A 19,100-nucleotide genomic window follows, 5' to 3' on the forward strand; every position below is an offset into this window, starting at 1 on the left:
AACTTTATGATAAACGTAACAGACGAATTAATTGAAAAATTAGAAAAACTGGCTATGATAAAACTATCTGAAAATGAAAAAGAAGTTATAAAAAAAGATTTAAATGATTTATTAAAATATATGGAAATGATTGATGAAATTGATACAAAAGATGTTAAGCCATTATTTTCTCCTATAGAAAATATTTTAAAAAACATTTTTCATGAAGACAAGGCTAAATCTAATGAAGTATTAAAAAATATAATCAATGAATTTCCTAATAAAAGAAATGATTTGTTAAAGGTGCCTGGAATACAGGGATAATGAATAATAAAGGTAAAATATATGAGGATATAGCTGTTCGATTTTTAAAGAAAAAAGGTTTTAAAATTTTAAAGCGAAACTTCGCCACTAAAATTGGTGAAATTGATATTATTGCTCTCGATAAGAAATGTCTTGTCTTCATTGAAGTTAAAGGTGGAAAAGACTATATTGAAAATCCAGCATACAGAGTTAATAATAAGAAATTGCAGAAAATCATCAAAACTGCTAATATTTTTATAAAATACAATAATATTGATTTTGACGAAACAAGAATTGATGTGATTGGTGTAAATGATAAATTTGAAGTTTCTTACTTTCCAGAACAAAAATTATTTTGAGGGGCTATAGCCCCTTTTGTATATTTTAAATCTTTTTTGAAATATTTATCTTTTTTTGTGTTATAATTTTATTGTATAAAGTATATTTCAAGGAGGAGAGGTTATGACAGACATAGAAAAAAGTGCTTATAATAAATTTGAATTATGGATTAAAAAAGCTGATTCTTCATTAAAATATGAATTAATTACTATTAAAAATAATAAAGAGGAACTTTTAGATAGGTTTTTTAAAGATTTAGAATTTGGTACTGGTGGATTAAGAGGAAAAATCGGTGCAGGTACAAATCGTATGAATATTCATACAGTTGCAAGAGCTACTCAGGATTTGCTAATTACTTAAAAAAGATATGTAGATTTCCAGCAGTTGCAATAGCTTATGATACAAGAAAATTTTCTTTAGATTTCGCTAAAACAACAGCATCAGTTTTGGCAGCTAATGGGATTAATGTCCATATTTTTAAAGAAGTTACTGCTACACCAATATTATCTTTTGCAGTAAGATATTTAAAAACAACTGCTGGAATTGTTATTACTGCCAGTCATAATCCACCCCAATATAATGGATATAAAATATATACTTCTGATGGAACTCAAGCTGTGCCAGAAGTAGCTAGTAAGGTTATTGAAGAAATAAATAAATTGGATTATTTTGATGATGTAAAAATTATTGATTTTGAAGAGGGCATAAAACGTGGATATATTAACTGGATATCCGAAGAACTTTTTGAAGACTACATCAATAATTTAGAAAGCTATTTAAGATCATTAATGCCTCAAATAAATAATAATATAAATATCGTTTATTCACCATTACATGGAACAGGTTTGAAACCTGTCAAAGAATTACTTACAAGATTAGGGTTCAATTTAAAAATTGTAGAAGAACAAGCTATTCCAGATCCGAATTTTTCAACAGTTAAAGTTCCTAATCCAGAAGAAAAAGATGCTTTTAAATTAGCTTTAAATTATGCAAGTAACAATAATACAGATCTGGTTATGGCAACTGATCCAGATTCAGATAGATTAGGTATATATATAAAAGAAAAAAATGAGTATAAGTCTTTTACAGGAAACCAGATTGGAGTCATGCTATCTCATTTTATTTTAACCAGAATGCAATCTCTTGGAATTTTACCAGAAAATGGAGTAATAATAAAAACTATTGTAACAACAGATATGATTAAACCTATAGCCAGAGAATTCAATGTTTCTATTGAAGAAACATTGACTGGTTTTAAATTTATCGGTGAAAAAATTGAAAAATTTTACAATAATGGTGAAAAGAAATTTATTTTTGGATTTGAAGAAAGTTATGGATATTTAGCAAATGAGCATGCAAGAGATAAAGATGCTGTTATAGCTTCTGGATTAGTAGCTATTATGGTTTCTTATTTGTACAATAATAATATGACATTAACTGATTATCTTAATAAATTAAGAGGAAAATATGGATATTATCTTGAAGAAAATGTTTCATTTACATTGGAAGGAATTGAGGGAATAAACAAAATTAATAGTATCATGCAAAAATTAAGGAATACACCTCCTACTCAAGTTAAAAATTTAAAATTAGTGGAAACTATAGACTATTTAAAAGGTGTTAATGATTTACCTCAATCAAATGTAGTGGAGCTAAATTATGAAAATAAATTAAAAATTATTGGAAGACCATCTGGAACAGAACCAAAAATTAAATTTTATTTGTTAGCTAAAGGAAATGATGAAATCGAAGCAGAAAATATCATTTCATGGGCAAAAGAGGTTGTAAATTCATTGACTTAATATTGAGGTGAAATTATGGAACCAAATCTATTATTAGTAACCAATAATGGTGATTTTTATGTTCCAAAGAAATGTGAATTTATCGATTCTAAGACATTAAAAATTATGCTATATAGTGAAGAAGATCTGGAAAACATCCAAAACTTTAATAATGGCATTCTAGGATATTTTATATTGAAAGAAAAAAAGGTAATTTAGTAGGTTTAAAAAGATTTTTAAAATAGATAAAAAAGTTTCGTCTTATTTAAAAGTTTCTTTTGTAGATTTTTATCAGAAGAGATAAGAGAGTTATATGGTGATTATATAGAATTAATATCAGAATTCATTGGACTATATGAAACAATACATGAATTTAATTCTTTAATAAAGACCAATAAAATAAGGGAAAATTATGAAGATTGGCTAGAAACCTTAGTTAAAAATGTTGAAGATTCGCACAAAGAAACAATAAAAATGTATGTATCAAAATTTGCGAACCTTTATTTAATAAGAATTTATGAGAAATTATTCAAAAAAAATTTAGAGTTACTTGAAAAACAAGAAAAAGAAATTGCTTATAAGTTATTAGAAACTGGTGTTTTAAAAGAAAAAGGCGTTTTATAATGGAGGTAAAATATGAGAAGAGTTGCCGCAATAGTTGCGTATGATGGAACAAAGTTTAATGGATTTCAAGGACAGCCAAAAGTAAGAACTGTACAAGGAGAATTTGAAAAAACTCTCCAGAGAATTTTTAAGCAAAAGATAATTTCATGGGGTGCTGGAAGAACAGACACTGGAGTTCATGGTTATGGACAGGTCATAGCTTTTAGTGTTCCAAATGATAGGATGACATTAAAAAATATAAAAGATGCATTAAATGCAAATCTTCCAGAAGATATATATGTAAGGGAAATTAGGAATGTCAGAGATAAATTTTCTCCGCGTCACGAAGCTAAAAAAAGAATATACCATTATTTTATTTATCAAAATGATGAACCAAACATATTTTTAAGAGATAGGGTTTGGTGGTTTCCTTATGATTTAAATATAAATAAAATGAGAAAAGCTGCTAAATACCTGGAAGGAGAACATGATTTCACGACATTCAAAACCGGGCATGATGATAGAAATCCTGTAAGAACAATATATAGAATTAGGATTTTAAAAATGAGAAATAATATTATTTTAATAAGGGTTGAAGGACATTCATTTTTAAGAAGAATGGTAAGAAATATTGTAGGTGCTTTAGTAAAGGTAGGGACAGAAAGTTGGGAACCAGAATATATAAAAGAAATTTTAGAGGCAAAAAGTCGTTCAAAAGCTCCAGCATCGGCTCCACCACAAGGATTATACTTTTATTCTGTATTATTTTAATAAATATTTCAATATTTTCAAAAGAAAAAATAGGGCTGATATATAATGGCCCTTCTTCTTTGTTTACAGATATATTTTATAGTATTTATAAATATGCTGATATAGAAACTCCACCATCAACGAATTCTAAAAGATTAGAAATTACTATTCAGGCTTCACGTGTCATAATAGATTTTGAAAAAAAAGAATATACTGACTCTTTAAACAATTTAAAATATTTACTGTCAAATATTTTTAAAAACTATTATCAAAGAAGAATTTACTTGATAGCAAATAATTGTCAAATACTTGATGAGTCTGGAACAATAGTTAATTCTGCTTTTTTTGACTGGTCAGAAAATTTAAAAGTAAAAATTTTGAAAGATAATTTGATTTTCAATATTCCGTGAAAGTACCTCTAGGACAAAGCTTAAAAAAGTCCCTGAAAGATGGATTGATGTCGATTTTTCTGGATATACCGGTGACGCAACACTAAACGGAGAAAAAATTGAATTAAAAGAACATATGATATTGCCACCGGATAATTATATTCTTGAAACACCTTATGAAAAAATAAGATTTAATCTTGAAAATATTTATGATAAATATAAAGTGCCTTTAATATCAGAAATTATAGAAAAGGAAATATCTTTTAAAAAAATTCTGGGAGTTTTCAATTTAGAAACCGGTATTGAAATTACCGGAAGTGAAAAAAGCGTTTGGATCCCCAAAAATGATGATAATATTTTAATTATTGAAAATGCTGTTTTTGTTTCACCATTTGGTATTTTAGAAAAAAATAAAAGTATTCAATACCATGGAATTCCTGTTTTTGCTTATGAAAATAATTTTACTATTTATCTTATTACTTCTTATGGAGAAATAATAACTGTTGGTTTAAGGAATATTATTAGAGATATAGGAAGAGCACCTGCATATATAACTGTTAAAAATAATAAAATATCTGTTTTAACTGTTGGAGGAAAAAAATATTCAATAGATTTAAAAACTGGTGGATTATACTTTGTTGGTCAAACATCAAAAATTGAAAATAATATTAAGTTATACACAGAAAAAAAGATATCATTAAAAAATAAAAATATTTTTATACAAAATAATAAAGTAAAAATTACAAGAAAAAATACTATAACGGGGTATAAAAATGGAAAATAGGTTAGATATATTTCTGGTTAAAAATAATTATGTTGAATCTCGAGAAAAAGCACAACGCTTAATTAAAGAAAAAAAGGTTAAAGTTAATGATGTTTTTGTTACTAAACCATCGAGAAAGATAAAAGAAACTGATAAAATAGAAATTACAGAAAATGAAAAATATGTAAGCAGAGCTGCATATAAACTATTAAAAGCTATAAAAGAATTTAATATTAATATAAAAGATAAAATATGTATGGATATTGGTTCATCTACAGGTGGTTTTACTCAGGTTTTATTAGAATATGGTGCTAAAAAAGTTTATGCTATAGATTCTGGGACAAATCAACTTCATGAAAATTTAAGAAATAATCCTAAGATCATTGTTATGGAAAATACAAATGCCCGTTATTTAAAAAAAGAAGACTTTGATAAAATTGAAGTTTTTACCTGTGATGTATCTTTTATATCTGTTACTAAACTAATTGAGTCAATAAAAAATATAACCTCTCCTTTTGCTCAAGGGATTATTTTAATAAAACCTCAATTCGAATTAGAACCTTCAAAATTAGTAAAAGGTGTTGTGAAAAAAGAAGCTTATAGAAAAGAAGCAATTGAAAAGGTAAAAAAAGTTTTTGAAAAAAATAATTTTAAAATTTTAGGACTAACAGAGTCCCCTATAAAAGGTAAAGAAGGAAATATAGAATTCTTATTGTATGTAATGAAAATCAATTAACCAAGGATTAATAATATAGCAAAAGAAATTAAGTCTTTTTCTGTTAAAATTCAGAAAATTAAATATTTTTAATGATGCTTTTCCTATATAATTCCAGTAATATGGTCTGGAAGTATCTACCAGATGGCCGTAAACCATCTGACTATAGGAAAGGAGGTTGTATGTTAGTGTATATAATATGCACTCCTCTTTTCTTATAGAGGAGTGTATTTTTTTATAGGAGGTGCTTATGGAAAAGGTTATTATTATCGATTATGGGTCGCAATATACTCAATTATTAGCAAGACGAATAAGAGAATCAAAAATTTATTCGGAAGTTATTCAATTTGATGAATTACCTGATGGAGAGATTGGTGCCATTATATTATCTGGAGGACCAAAAAGTGTAAATGCGAAAGATGCTTTACCTCTTCCAAATTGGGTATTAAATTCAGAAAAACCTATATTAGGCGTATGTTATGGACTTCAATTATTAGCAAAAAAACTTGGAGGTATCGTAGAGAAAACCGAAATTTCAGAATATGGTAAAACTGAGATTAATATTTACGATGATCCTATATTTAAAAACATACCTAAAAATATTATAACATGGATGAGTCATGGAGATTCTGTTGTCTCATTACCTGAAAATAGTAAGGTTATTGCCAAAACCAATAATAATATCTATGCTGCAATTAAGTTTTCAGAAAATATATATGGACTACAATTTCATCCTGAAGTTAAACATACAGAATTTGGCAATGATATAATCAAAAATTTTCTCTTTAATATTGCTAAACTAAAAAAAAATTGGTCTTTAAGTAATTTCATTGATGAGAAAATCGCTGAAATTAAAAATCAGATAAAAGATAAGAAAGCAATCATCGCACTTTCTGGTGGAGTTGATTCATCAGTTGCTGCAGTTTTAGTTCATAAAGCTATAGGAGAAAATCTAAAAGCTGTTTTTGTAAATCATGGTTTATTAAGATTAAATGAAGAAACTGAGGTAAAAAGAATTTTTAATGATTTACTTGGAATAAACTTAACAGTTATCGATGCACAAGAAAGATTTCTAAATAAATTAAAAGACATAACAGATCCAGAAAAAAAGAGAAAAATAATCGGAGAAGAATTCATTAGAGTATTCGAAGATGAAGCTAAAAAAGATTTTGAATTTTTTATACAGGGAACCATATACTCAGATGTAATTGAAAGTGCCGCTTCTGGAAAAAGTACAGCTAAAATAAAGAGTCATCACAACGTTGGAGGATTACCAGAAGAAATAAACTTTAAAATAATAGAACCTTTAAAATATCTTTTTAAAGATGAGGTAAGAAAAATCGGTGAATTATTAGGTATTCCAAAACATATTTTATATAGACATCCATTTCCAGGTCCCGGTTTAGCAATAAGAATAATAGGGAAATCACTGAAGAAAAATTAAACATTCTAAAAAAGCTGATCATATATTTATTGAAACTCTAAAAAGTATAACTGGTATCATAAAGTCTGGCAGGCTTTTACTGTTTTAACTCCAATAAAGACTGTAGGTGTTGTTGGAGATGAGCGAAGTTATGATTATGTTTTAGCTATAAGAAGTGTTAATAGCGTTGAAGGAATGACCGCAAATTGGTCAAAAATTCCATTTGAAATTCTTGAAGAAGCATCAACAAGAATAACAAATGAAGTAAGCGGAATTGGTAGAGTTGTTTATGACATTACTTCTAAACCACCTGCAACAATTGAATGGGAATGAAAGGAGTGAGCATACCTTGTTTAGAGAAACATTGACTTTTGATGACGTTTTATTATTACCAAAATATAGTGAAGTTACCCCTTCTTTAGTTAACACAAGTTCAAGATTAATAAAAGACATTTTTTAAATACACCATTTTTATCTGCTGCTATGGATACTGTTACAGAAAGTGCTATGGCCAAAGCAATGGCTCACGCAGGTGGCATTGGCATAATTCATAAAAATATGAGTATAGAGGAACAGGCTCATGAAATAGAAAAAGTTAAAAAATCAGAAAACGGTATTATATATGAACCAATTACTATTTCACCAGATACTCCTATATTTGAAGCTGAAAAAATAATGCATGAATACAAAATTGGTGGTCTACCTGTTGTAGATGAAAATAATAAATTATTAGGAATTTTAACCAATAGAGATATGAGATTTGAAAAAGATTCTTCAAAAAAGTCTAAAGAATTAATGACTCCATTTAAAAAATTAATTGTTGCTGGTCCTCATATTTCCATTAATGAAGCGAAAGAAATATTACATGAAAACAAAATAGAAAAATTACCTATAATAAACGAAAAACAGGAATTAATAGGATTGATTACAATAAAGGATATTTTTTCTGTAATTGAACACCCAAATGCATCCAGGGATTCAAAAGGGAGATTATTAGTAGGTGGCGCTATAGGAATTTCTGATGCTATAGAAAGAGCACAAGCGCTAATTGAAGCAAATGTTGATGTCATCGTATTAGACTCTGCACATGGACACTCTAAAAACATTATAAACACTATCAAACTTCTAAAATCCAGATTTCCAAAAACGCCAGTAATTGCGGGAAATATTGCGACAGAAGAAGCAGCAAAAGATTTAATAAAAGCTGGTGCAGATGCATTAAAGGTTGGAATTGGACCTGGATCTATATGTACCACCAGAATTGTTGCCGGAATAGGAGTACCACAATTAACTGCTATTATGGATGTTGCAAAAGTCGCAAAAAAATATAACATTCCTGTAATTGCAGATGGTGGAATACGCTACTCTGGAGATATAGTAAAAGCATTAGCGGCTGGAGCAAACACTGTGATGCTTGGTAGTTTATTTGCAGGTACTGAAGAAGCACCAGGAGAAACCATTTTATATCAGGGTAGAAAATACAAAACTTATAGAGGAATGGGATCTATTGGAGCTATGAAAAAAGGCAGTAAAGATAGATATTTTCAGGAAAACGTTAATAATACTGATAAACTTGTTCCTGAAGGTGTTGAAGGTATGGTTCCATATAAAGGAAAAGTTGGGAAGTTATTTATCAATTATTAGGTGGTTTAAAATCTGGAATGGGGTATATAGGAGCAAAAAATATAGAAGAATTACATAATAAAGCAGAATTTATCAAAATTACTTCTGCAAGCATTAAAGAAAGTCATCCACATGATATATCAATAACAAAAGAATCACCTAATTATTCAATAAAATAACCCCGAAAAGGGGCATTTTATCGAATAGGTGGTAATTTCTTTCGTTGATAATAATTATTAGGATTATATGGCATATTTTGATTATATTCTGGATATTTAGGTAACCCTGGTCTATAATTGTAAGGATTTGGAGTATTCATCATCATATTCGGAGAATATTTAGGAGACAGATTAAAATTATAAGGTCTTCTATGCCTTTGATTAAAGTATAATTCTTTTCTTCTCTGATATAATCTTCTTGCAATTTCCTTTCTTAAATCGAAATTTTTTCCCTTATAAGAGACTATTACAGGTACAAAATATTTCCCTATTTTTAATTCTATATAGTATCCCTCTAATGATATGTCTGTATTTTTCTCAACCCATCTTAATAATTCTGGAAATCTTGGAAATACAACCTCAAAATCTGTCTTATTTTTTAACGTAACTGTGAAAAATCTATTTCCAGGATTATCTTTGATACTTTCAATTACCCCTTTCACCTCAATCAATTGGCTTTCATCTAATATAGGAATTCTGGCGAAAGCAAACATGGAAATACTTAAAACTGTTATCAATAACACAGAAATCGTCTTTCTCATTTTTTCACCTCCCTATTTTTTATTTCAATGTAATAATACCTTACATTCCTTAAAATTTCCTTAGAAAATAGGGAGTATTTCTTATTCAAATTTAGATTTTATTTCTTCGAACTTTTTATCTATCTTCTCTTTTTCTGCTTTAGTTATAGATAATTTTTCTTTTGCTATAATCAATAAATCTAATCCTTTCTTATAAATTTCTAGAGCATATTCAACATCTAAATCGTTACTATTTCTTTGAAAAGTTTGCGAGATTAATTCAAGCATATTTGCTATTTCTTTAAATGAATATTTTTTTAACTCAGATTTTGATAATTTTAAAATTTCCTCAATAGTCATTTTTCTTCCTCCGATAATATCTTATTTCCTTAATTTTAGTATTTATTTCCCCATCGTATAATTTTATTTCTAACTCTTTTTTCTCATCAACTTTATACACACTATCTATTATTTGTGAATTTTGAACTAAAATTGCACCTCCGCTTAAAAAAGAACTAAAAGGACTATTTTTTGTCATTTCTATATAATAATTATCTAACTTTTTTGATACATTTGATATATATAGATCGAAAATATTTTTAAATTTTTCTTCAGTATTATCATTTATACGTTTAAAGTTATTTATATTATTTTCTATATATTGTGAAAAGAATTCAAAAAATTTAAATTCTTTTTTCATGGTCAATTCATTTGATCTAATAATATTATCAAATAATTTTATAGAATTTGAATACATTATCATCTTATTTCTTTCCTCTTCAAAAAATTGATCTATCAAAGAACTTAAATTGTTTAATATATTTTTCGAAAAGATTTCTGACCTGGTGAATATATTATTAATTGAATATATTATATTCTGAAAATTTTCATCTATTTTTTTATTATAATTTTCAATTTGATTTACAATAGCTCTTGCGACTTCTGTAGGTGTTGAAAATCTCATATAAGATACATAATCTGGTATTGTAATATCCTGTTCATGTCCTATACCTGTTAAGATTGGAATTTTATTATTAGAAACCCAGGCTATATTTTGAGCTAAATTGTAATCATCAAAATACATTAAATCTGATTGTGCCCTCCTCCTCTAATAATAGTAATAATATCGTATTTTATTCCAGAATTTAAAATTAGTTTCAATGATTTACTAACACTAATGGGAACTTCAATTCCCTGCATTGAAGAAGGATAAAGATGGATTAATGGTGGATTTTTTAACTTGTTAATATTTTTTATGAAATCACCATATCCAGCTGCATTTTCTGAAGAAATCACTGCTATTTTTCTTATTGGTTCCAGATATTCTAATTTATTTTCTTTTGTCCTTAATAAGCCTTCAATTTTCAGTCTATTTAAAATATCTCTTTTTCTTTTTTCTAGTTTTGATTCTCCAAGCGACAATAAAGATTGGAGTTTAATAGCAAATGTAGAAGATGACGGCCAAAATGATAGTTTACCTAAAATTTTCCAGCTTTTATTTTCCAATTCTTTTACATTTTTTAATCCTAAATTATTTAAGAGTGTTTTTATGTGATATCTTGAAAGAAATATATTTATTTTATATGTCTTACCATATTCATTTCTTTGAGAAACCTCAATAAATAAATCTCCTGCACTACTGGTCTTTGCTTTTGAAATATCCCCATTAAATACTATGGAATCTTCAAATAGTTCAGTATTTTCTAATTGTATTGAAATCCAATTTATAAGCTCTAATAAATCTTTAAATTTTTTCATTTTCACCCTCTTTTCCAGACAACACAACCGTAATTTCACCTTTTATATTTTTTTCTGAAAAGTATTTTATTGCCTCACTAACTTTCCTCTAAAGAATTCCTGATGTATCTTTGTCATTTCTCTTGCAATAAATATTTCTCTATTTCCAACTATCTCAAATATTTCTTTTAATGTATTATTTAATCTCTGTGGAGACTCAAAAAATACAAATAAAATTCCTAAGTCTTTTATTTTTCTCAAAAGTCTCCTTTTATTTTTGCCTCTGGGTAAAAAACCTTGAAACATATATTTTGACCCTGGAAAACCACTTACAGCTATAGCTGCAGATGGCGCATTTGGACCAGGAATAATATCTACTTCAATATTCTCCTGCCAGCATTTATTTATTAACTGATAACCTGGATCAGAAATAACAGGCATACCAGCGTCGCTAACCAGCGAACAAATATTATTTTCCTTGACTAAGTCTATGGCTTTTTTTAAAACCTTATTAGCATTATATTCGCTAAAAGTAAATAATTCTTTTTTCCCTATATCAAGATTATTTAATAATTTTATCGTAACCCTTTTATCTTCAACAAAAATAATATCAGATTGTTTTAAAGTTTCAACTGCCCTTAAAGAAATATCTTTCAAATTACCTATAGGAGTACCAATTATATACAATTTACCCATAAATATCACCTCATTAAAAAAACCCGCTACCGCGGCTATATGGTGCCGAGGACGGGACTTGAACCCGCATGGACATAAAGTCCATATGATTCTGAGTCATACGCGTCTGCCAATTCCGCCACCTCGGCCTTTTTTATTCTTCTATTTCATAAAAACTTTTATTATTAGAAATAATGTCATAGGTTAATGCTTTTAATGATATAGTAAAATCAACGTTTTCAACAGAAATATTCTCAGGCAATGTTAACGACGTTGGAGCAAAGTTTAATATCCCTTTTATTCCCGTTTCAACCAATTGATTGGCTACTTTTTGTGCTACTTCTGAAGGGACTGTTAATATTGCTATTTCAATATTCTTCTCTTTACAAATTTTTTTCATATCTTTCATATCATACACAAGAATTCCTGCAGAAATTTGAGTTCCTATTTTAGTTTTATTTTTATCAAATGCAGCTTTAATATAGAAACCATTCTTTTCAAGTCCTGTATAATTTGCAATAGCCGAACCCAAATTCCCAACTCCTACAATAGCAACATTCCATTTTTTATTAAGGCCTAAAATTGTCTTAATTGAACTCATCAATTTATCAATATCGTAACCAACACCACGCTTCCCAAATTCACCAAAATAAGATAAATCTTTCCTTATTTGACTTGCTTTTATATGTAATGAATCCGCAAGATCCTTTGATGATGTTCTCTGCATTCCGGAAGCTTTTTTATTTTCCAAACACCTATAATACATTGCGAGTCTTTTAATCGTTGGTTTTGGTATTTTAGGATTTTTCATAATTTACCCCCAATCACTTTTTTATAACTATATTAAGCAATTTACCTTTTACCAATATTACTTTTTTAACTTCCGCATTTTCAAGATATTTTTTTACCTTTTCTTCTTCAAATGCTTTATTTTTTATTTCATCTTCTGTAGCATTTGCATCTACTATTATTTTCGCTCTCACCTTGCCATTTATTTGGACCACTATTTCTAATTCTTCAACCTCTAATGCTTTTTCATCCACTTCTGGCCATTTTGCATTTAAAACAAAAGTTGAGTGTCCCATCATATGCCATAATTCTTCTGATAAATGTGGTGCAAATGGAGATAATAATATTACAAAATCCTGAGCTACTTCCTTTAATAACTCCTTATTCCACTTTTCTTCTGGCAAATTATTCATATAATTATTTAATTCATTAATTAATTCCATCATGCCACTAATTGCTGTATTAAACTGGAAATTCTTTTCAATATCATTTGTAATTTTCCCAATCATTTGATGTAACTTTCTTCTAAGAGATTTTTCTTCTTTTGTGTGTAATTTCATATTTTTTATGTCTACATCTTGAGTAATTCTAATTATTTTTGACATTGAATTCCAAACTTTATTCATAAATCTTGCCACACCTTCTAAACCTGCATCATTCCATTCCGCATCTTTTTCTGGTGGCCCATGAATAGCATATATAATCTTAATGTGTCCGCACCATATTTTTCAACCATTTCATCTGGTGAAACTACATTTCCTTTTGATTTTGACATTTTTGCTCCATCTTTATAAATCATTCCTTGAGTAAATAAATTGGAAAATGGTTCAACAAAATTTATATATCCCAAATCATATAAAACTTTAGTAATAAATCTTGAATATAGCAAATGTAATATTGCATGTTCAACCCCGCCAATATATTGATCAACTGGAAGCCAGTAATTCACATCATCTGAATCAAATGGTTTATCTTCCATCTTAGGATTAATATACCTCAAATAATACCAGCTACTATCTACAAATGTATCCATCGTATCCACTTCACGTCTTGCTGGTTTTCCACATTTAGGACATGTTGTATGTATAAATTCTTCTGTATATGTTAATGGACTTTTTCCAGTAGGTTCAAATTTTACATCAGTTGGCAATCTTACAGGTAAATCTTTCTCAGGAACAGGCACTACACCACAATCTTCACAATATACCACCGGTATAGGTGCTCCCCAATATCTTTGTCTTGAAATTAACCAATCCCTTAATTTATATTGAACACTTTTTTCCCCTAATTTATTTTCTTCTAACCATTTAATTATTTCAGGTAAAGCTTCCCTATTTTTCATTCCATCAAATTTATCTGAATTAACCATTATTCCATCCTCAGTAAATGCTTCTTTTAAATCATCAGCTTTTAAATCAGAATTTTCTGGTTTGATTACTACTCTTATTGGTAAATTAAATTCTTTAGCAAATTCAAAATCTCTTTGATCATGTGCAGGAACTGCCATTATTGCACCTGTTCCATATTCAAATAAAATATAATTTGCTACATAAATTGGGATTTTTTCGCCATTTACAGGATTGATAGCATAACTTCCTGTAAATGCCCCATCTTTTTTAGCTCCTTGGGCAATCCTCTTAAATTTATCTTCTTTTGTTACCCTATTTAAAAATTCTTCAACTTCTTTCTTTTGTTGAGGAGTTGTTAACTCTTCAACTAATGGTGATTCTGGAGCTAAAGCCATGAAGGTTACTCCCCATAATGTGTCCGGTCTCGTTGTAAAAACTTTTAATTTTTTTTCTGTTCCATCTATAGTAAAATTGACTTCTGCTCCAACACTTTTTCCAATCCAGTTTTTTGCATTATTTTTACATTCTCTGGCCATCCATCAAGGATATCAAGATCGTTTAATAACTTTTCAGAATATTCTGTTATTTTAAAATACCATTGCTCAAGTTTTTTCATTTCAATTTCAGTTCCACATCTTTCACATTTACCATTAACAACCTGCTCATTAGCTAAAACAGTTTTACAACTTGGACACCAATTTACGGCTGCATGTTTTTTATATGCTAAACCTTTTTCATATAATTTTAAAAATATCCATTGCGTCCATTTATAATAATCTTCAGTACATGTTGCAATTTCTCTATCCCAATCATAACTAATTCCTATCTTCTTTATTTGATTTCTTATAGTTTCTATATTTTTAAATGTCCATTCTCCTGGATTAACATTATTCTTTATAGCTGCATTTTCTGCAGGCAATCCAAAAGCATCATACCCAAATGGATGCAATACGTTATATCCCTGCATCCTTTTGTATCTTGCCACCACATCGCCTATAACATAATTTTTAACATGTCCAACGTGGATTGTTCCTGAAGGATAAGGAAACATTGTCAAAACATAATATTTTTCTTTATCATTTCTTTGTGAAGTTTTAAATACCTTTTTTTCTTCCCATTCTTTTTGCCATTTTTGCTCGATTTCTATATGATTATAATCCATGGCCTTCCCTCCTATATCCAAGTGATAACTTTCTCATATATTATACCAGAATTTTCCTTAAATTAAAAGACCTTTTAATTATTTTCCACGAATAGTTGGTATGTAGAGATTTAATTCTTCAGATATATTTTTTATTTTTGCCTCTGGCATTTTTTTTAATCTTCTCTGACCAGGTTCTTGAATTAAAAAATATACATTATCCGGGTTAGCTGTTTGGATTTGGGAATTATATGGAACGTTTATTGTATATGAAGTTCTTATAGAAGGGTCTTTAAAAAAATAAAATTTATAAGGCGATAAACCTGGTTTTAACATACCCTGAAATACATATTTTCCTTTTTCATCTTTTATTCCTATCCAGACTTCTCTTGAACCTGTAATATACAATTGAAAATATCCTACATTTTTATCTTCCTGAGCTAAAGTAAGCAATTTTTCCAGATCATTTAAATGTTTTTCCAGATTACTTTTATAATTAATAAATTTTTCTACAATTCCATTTGGTTCAAAATATTTTTCCATTTCTTCTAATTTAGTGTTTAACATAGATATATTATCATTAACTTTCGCATTTTGCCTATTAAAGAGGCTTTCCATATAATTTTGAAATTTCGAAAATCTTATCTCGCTTCCAATTGACATTATTATTGAAATTATGGATAATATTATTGCTAAATATAGCAATACTCTTGTTATTCTCATCATTTACCTCCTATCGCTATTGCTGAATTAACATATTTCATTACCCGATTTGCAACTTTCTTAAACTTTTGTATTGTATTGTCTACTTTTTTCTTTGAAATTTCAAGTTCTTTAGAAATTTCATCATAGGAATTATTATCCAACCACATTCTAACAATTTCTTTTTCAATATCTTTCATTTGTTCAATAGATCTTTCAAATATATAATTATAGACAACAGATTGATATAAATCCGTTTCAGATGGAACCTCAAAATAATAATCCGAATCTTCAGAATAATCTTCAAACATCGATTCTATACTTACCGCATCTGACAACACCTTATTTTTTAATCTATTAAGATAAGTCAAAAACGATTTTATCTCAGAAGATATATTCAAATAAGCAAATGTTGAAAATTTTGTTTTATTAGTTTCATCAAAGGAATAAACACCTTGTATTAAACCAACAAAACCAATTTGAACCAGGTCTTGAAATTCTGCCCATGCACCATAGTATTTTGAAGCAATCGACTTAATCATGGGTTCAAATTTAACCATGATCATATTCATTGCTTCTTTATCTCCAGATTGTGCTAATTTAATTAAAGCTTCTACGCGCAATGTTCTTAATTTATATTTACTCATTATTTCACAACCATATATAATAAATGTTCTGCAACATCATAAAATTTTTCTGAATATTCCAACTCCAAATTCAATACATTTGCCCAGTAATTCGAAATATCAGGAGTATTTTCCATGGAAACGACATTATTCCATAAATTTTTACGTAATTAAAATATTTTAATAAAAACTTTTCAATCTCCTCTTTTGTAAATAGTTTTGAATAAAATGACATATGTTCAGAAACCCAACCTTTACCTTCTTTTCTCTTGCCATTACTTCTATTATATCAAAATCTTTTGAAAAAAAGGCATCAAAAATAAATTTATTTAAATTATCTACGGTTCCAATGAATATACCACCTTTTTTTAATACTCTATATACTTCTGTTATAAATTTTTCTTGGTTTTCTGAATAACTTAGTATATCTCCCATCGCAAGTACTATATCAAAAGTGTTATCCTTTGCAGGAACATCCTCAGCAAAACCATTTATAATTTTTATATTTTCATAGTTTTCAAATCTTTTTTCATTAATTCACACATTTTTTTAGAGGGTTCCAATGAAAAAACCTCAAAATTTTTATCTAGAAAAATTTTAGTCCAATAACCAGTTCCTGCTCCAATATCAAGTATCTTTCCGTTATTTATTTTTATATTTTTAAAAATTATTTTTTCCGAAACTTTATTATGCATCTGCCAATATGGATCATTGTACATAGAATCATACTCATCAGCAATTTTATCATAATATTCCATGATTTCATAAAAATCCCCTGTTAATAAAATAAAATCCCGATAATTCGGGAGCAACTGGAGCAGGTGATGGGACTCGAACCCACAACCTCTGCCTTACCAAGGCAGCGCTCTAACCTGTTGAAGCTACACCTGCAAACCTAGTATATTATACAATAAAATATTTTTTAGTCAAGTTAAAAACTCTTTTGAATTATATTAATAATAAAAATACCCGGTTTTTAAACCGGGTATTAGAATTCTTCTATTATTTTTACTTCATCACCTGTTTTTATCAATGCAGCATTTGCTTCATCGGTGTCAACATGAAATTCCAAAGCATATTTTGGACTAACTCTGATTAATACATCACCAAATATTAATTTTCTATCTCCGCTTTCAACAGCAACATAAACTAAATCTTTATCTTTAACACCATATTTTTCTGCATCTTCAGGTAACATATGAATATGTCTTTTAGCTAAAATTAATCCTTTTTTAGTTTCAACTTCTCCTTTTGGACCAACTATCTTAATCCCAGGTGTTCCATCAAGATCACCAGAATCTCTAACAGGTGGCTGTACACCTAATTTAAATGCATCGGTTTGTGAAATTTCTATTTGAGTCTCTTTTCTAACAGGACCTAAAACCTAACTCTTTCTATTTTACCTTTTGGACCAACTAAAGTTACAACCTCTTCTGCAGCATATTGACCTGGTTGTTTTAAATCCTTTATAGGATGCAATTCATAACCTTCACCAAATAAAATTTCTAAATCTTCTTTGGATAAATGAACATGTCTGTTTGAAACACCTACAATAATTCCTGGTTCTTTTAATTTCATATACCTACACCTCCGATTATATAATATTCCTCTTTTTGGAGTGATTAACGCTTTCCTGATAATTAATTCAATATTTTTAGGTTTTATTACTTCGATATTCAAAGGACCTCTTCTAACAGATATCCATCCAAACCAGGCATTGCTAATTCATCACCTTCATCTATCGAAACAATTTCTTTCTCATATTCAATGACAAGAGGATAATCCTTTTCATATGGTGGAAATAGCACATCTCCAATATGATTTTTAATAAATCATCAACCCTTTCTTCCTTTGTTTGGTGAAAAGCTATTTTTTCCGGAGCAAATATTAAAAATATGGGTTTTAATTCGTCTTTTGCCAATGAAAGTATTTTAAACCTAAACAAAGAACTTACAAATATAATTTTACCTACATCTGGTTTAAATGTTTTTCTACTAATTGTTTTTTTTGGTATCATTTCCACCTGAGTATATATATCAAAAAAATCAGTAAATCTTTTTTTAGTTTCTATTCCGGAGTATCATACAATTCTATATCAGTACCTAAAATTTTCCTTTTTACTATCCCAAGGTAGTACCTGGAAATGAACTGGTAGTAATTTTTACATTGGTAATATTATTTAATAAAGAAGATTTCCCACATTTGTAGTTCCAATAACTATGGCTTTTTTTATTTTTCTTTCTTTCAAAATTTTTATCATTCTATTTATACCAAAGTTCTTTTTCGCACTTATTAAGCGAATATTATCTTTTTTAATATTTAGCTCATTTTTTACTCTATCGTATACCCAGTCTTTTAATTCTGCAAAGGATACGCTTTTAGGTAGTAAATCAACCTTATTTATAATCAAAAAGATTTCTTTATTTTTAATTAATTTCAAAATATCTTTATCAAAAGTTCCCTCAAAATCTATTATGTCTATTACCATAAAACAGTTTTGAACTCATGTATTATACTTTTTAGCTGATTATAAAAATCTTTATTTATTGGGACTGGAATTAATTCACCATAATGCTTTAACTTAAAGCATCTCTGACATAAAGCTTTATCTTCATGACCAATAAATTTTTCAAAAATATGCTCCGGCAAAAAACCTAACCGTCAGGATTATTTG

20 protein-coding genes, 2 tRNA genes, 6 pseudogenes and 1 riboswitch are annotated in these 19,100 nt (G+C 28.2%); of the genes and pseudogenes, 12 read left to right on the forward strand and 16 right to left on the reverse strand.

Annotated features, from left to right (window positions below; translation table 11 throughout):
* The first annotated feature begins 6 nt into the window (after window positions 1-6).
* From gatC to guaB, 12 genes and pseudogenes are all read left to right on the forward strand, one after another.
* Window positions 7-303, forward strand: a complete 297-nt coding sequence (gene gatC, locus DJ007_RS00770; protein WP_129407911.1) for an Asp-tRNA(Asn)/Glu-tRNA(Gln) amidotransferase subunit GatC — start codon at window positions 7-9, stop codon at window positions 301-303.
* The gene (locus DJ007_RS00775) at window positions 303-641 is read left to right on the forward strand and encodes a YraN family protein (protein ID WP_129407912.1); all 339 of its coding nucleotides are present in this window, start codon (window positions 303-305) and stop codon (window positions 639-641) included. The genes gatC and DJ007_RS00775 overlap by 1 nt, the downstream gene beginning before the upstream one ends.
* 103 nt (window positions 642-744) lie before the next feature.
* Window positions 745-981 (forward strand): hypothetical protein, encoded by a 237-nt coding sequence (locus DJ007_RS16670; RefSeq protein ID WP_240739134.1) that lies wholly within the window; start codon window positions 745-747, stop codon window positions 979-981.
* A 29-nt stretch (window positions 982-1,010) separates the two neighbouring features.
* Complete coding sequence (locus DJ007_RS00780) at window positions 1,011-2,423, forward strand: phospho-sugar mutase (RefSeq protein WP_240739206.1); 1,413 nt, start codon at window positions 1,011-1,013, stop codon at window positions 2,421-2,423.
* Between the two features lie 15 nt (window positions 2,424-2,438).
* Window positions 2,439-2,621, forward strand: coding sequence for a hypothetical protein (locus DJ007_RS00785; RefSeq protein ID WP_129407913.1), 183 nt, complete (start codon window positions 2,439-2,441; stop codon window positions 2,619-2,621).
* A 255-nt stretch (window positions 2,622-2,876) separates the two neighbouring features.
* Entirely contained in the window at window positions 2,877-3,026 is a 150-nt protein-coding gene (locus tag DJ007_RS14450; RefSeq protein ID WP_165973928.1) for a hypothetical protein, read from the forward strand.
* Window positions 3,027-3,038: 12 nt separating this feature from the next.
* Window positions 3,039-3,776, forward strand: coding sequence for a tRNA pseudouridine(38-40) synthase TruA (gene truA / locus DJ007_RS00790; RefSeq protein ID WP_129407914.1), 738 nt, complete (start codon window positions 3,039-3,041; stop codon window positions 3,774-3,776).
* 59 nt (window positions 3,777-3,835) lie between these two features.
* A complete protein-coding gene (locus DJ007_RS00795; RefSeq protein ID WP_129407915.1) occupies window positions 3,836-4,165 on the forward strand; it encodes a hypothetical protein in 330 nt (109 codons plus the stop codon).
* 115 nt (window positions 4,166-4,280) lie between these two features.
* Window positions 4,281-4,928: a hypothetical protein gene (locus tag DJ007_RS00800; protein WP_129407916.1), complete on the forward strand. Its 648-nt coding sequence runs from the start codon at window positions 4,281-4,283 to the stop codon at window positions 4,926-4,928.
* On the forward strand, window positions 4,918-5,643 hold the full coding sequence (locus DJ007_RS00805; RefSeq protein ID WP_129407917.1) for a TlyA family RNA methyltransferase: 726 nt from the start codon (window positions 4,918-4,920) through the stop codon (window positions 5,641-5,643). The genes DJ007_RS00800 and DJ007_RS00805 overlap by 11 nt, the downstream gene beginning before the upstream one ends.
* A 63-nt stretch (window positions 5,644-5,706) precedes the next feature.
* A riboswitch (purine riboswitch) is annotated at window positions 5,707-5,808 on the forward strand.
* A gap of 64 nt (window positions 5,809-5,872) precedes the next feature.
* Window positions 5,873-7,378 (forward strand): annotated as a pseudogene (gene guaA, locus DJ007_RS00810) (glutamine-hydrolyzing GMP synthase).
* Window positions 7,335-8,847: pseudogene (gene guaB / locus DJ007_RS00815) on the forward strand (IMP dehydrogenase). The pseudogenes guaA and guaB overlap by 44 nt, the downstream one beginning before the upstream one ends.
* Window positions 8,848-8,864: 17 nt before the next feature.
* Here the strand turns inward: guaB and DJ007_RS00820 are convergent.
* The 16 genes and pseudogenes from DJ007_RS00820 to DJ007_RS00890 all read right to left on the reverse strand — a co-directional run bounded on the left by DJ007_RS00820 (window position 8,865) and on the right by DJ007_RS00890 (window position 18,914).
* Window positions 8,865-9,428 carry a hypothetical protein gene (locus tag DJ007_RS00820; RefSeq protein WP_129407918.1) on the reverse strand — a complete coding sequence of 188 codons (564 nt, stop codon included), beginning with the start codon at window positions 9,426-9,428 and terminating at the stop codon, window positions 8,865-8,867.
* A gap of 81 nt (window positions 9,429-9,509) precedes the next feature.
* Window positions 9,510-9,767: a hypothetical protein gene (locus DJ007_RS00825; protein ID WP_129407919.1), complete on the reverse strand. Its 258-nt coding sequence runs from the start codon at window positions 9,765-9,767 to the stop codon at window positions 9,510-9,512.
* On the reverse strand, window positions 9,757-10,491 hold the full coding sequence (locus DJ007_RS18565; RefSeq protein ID WP_129407920.1) for an exodeoxyribonuclease VII large subunit: 735 nt from the start codon (window positions 10,489-10,491) through the stop codon (window positions 9,757-9,759). Before DJ007_RS18565 ends, DJ007_RS00825 begins: the two co-directional genes overlap by 11 nt.
* Window positions 10,491-11,165, reverse strand: coding sequence for an exodeoxyribonuclease VII large subunit (locus tag DJ007_RS18570; RefSeq protein ID WP_129407921.1), 675 nt, complete (start codon window positions 11,163-11,165; stop codon window positions 10,491-10,493). The genes DJ007_RS18565 and DJ007_RS18570 overlap by 1 nt, the downstream gene beginning before the upstream one ends.
* A pseudogene (rsmI, locus tag DJ007_RS00840) lies at window positions 11,152-11,840 on the reverse strand (16S rRNA (cytidine(1402)-2'-O)-methyltransferase). Before rsmI ends, DJ007_RS18570 begins: the two are co-directional and overlap by 14 nt.
* A gap of 40 nt (window positions 11,841-11,880) precedes the next feature.
* Window positions 11,881-11,968 (reverse strand) — tRNA-Leu (locus tag DJ007_RS00845).
* 5 nt (window positions 11,969-11,973) lie between these two features.
* Complete coding sequence (locus DJ007_RS00850) at window positions 11,974-12,630, reverse strand: redox-sensing transcriptional repressor Rex (RefSeq protein WP_129407922.1); 657 nt, start codon at window positions 12,628-12,630, stop codon at window positions 11,974-11,976.
* Between the two features lie 13 nt (window positions 12,631-12,643).
* Window positions 12,644-15,119 (reverse strand): annotated as a pseudogene (gene leuS / locus DJ007_RS19750) (leucine--tRNA ligase).
* A gap of 78 nt (window positions 15,120-15,197) precedes the next feature.
* Complete coding sequence (locus DJ007_RS00860; protein ID WP_129407923.1) at window positions 15,198-15,821, reverse strand: hypothetical protein; 624 nt, start codon at window positions 15,819-15,821, stop codon at window positions 15,198-15,200.
* Entirely contained in the window at window positions 15,821-16,447 is a 627-nt protein-coding gene (locus DJ007_RS00865) for a sigma-70 family RNA polymerase sigma factor (protein ID WP_129407924.1), read from the reverse strand. The genes DJ007_RS00860 and DJ007_RS00865 overlap by 1 nt, the downstream gene beginning before the upstream one ends.
* 159 nt (window positions 16,448-16,606) lie before the next feature.
* Window positions 16,607-17,184 (reverse strand): annotated as a pseudogene (locus DJ007_RS00870) (class I SAM-dependent methyltransferase).
* Between the two features lie 55 nt (window positions 17,185-17,239).
* Window positions 17,240-17,317 (reverse strand) — tRNA-Thr (locus DJ007_RS00880).
* A gap of 97 nt (window positions 17,318-17,414) precedes the next feature.
* Window positions 17,415-18,004 (reverse strand): annotated as a pseudogene (gene pduL, locus DJ007_RS19755) (phosphate propanoyltransferase).
* Window positions 18,005-18,102: 98 nt separating this feature from the next.
* Window positions 18,103-18,234, reverse strand: a complete 132-nt coding sequence (locus tag DJ007_RS18590; protein WP_276318594.1) for a hypothetical protein — start codon at window positions 18,232-18,234, stop codon at window positions 18,103-18,105.
* Between the two features lie 312 nt (window positions 18,235-18,546).
* A complete protein-coding gene (locus DJ007_RS19760) occupies window positions 18,547-18,600 on the reverse strand; it encodes a hypothetical protein (RefSeq protein ID WP_368359316.1) in 54 nt (17 codons plus the stop codon).
* A gap of 5 nt (window positions 18,601-18,605) precedes the next feature.
* Complete coding sequence (locus tag DJ007_RS00890) at window positions 18,606-18,914, reverse strand: putative GTPase (RefSeq protein WP_129407927.1); 309 nt, start codon at window positions 18,912-18,914, stop codon at window positions 18,606-18,608.
* Window positions 18,915-19,100: the final 186 nt, after the last annotated feature.

Origin of the sequence: Marinitoga lauensis, assembly GCF_004135675.1 — a bacterium.
GTDB lineage: Bacteria > Thermotogota > Thermotogae > Petrotogales > Petrotogaceae > Marinitoga > Marinitoga lauensis.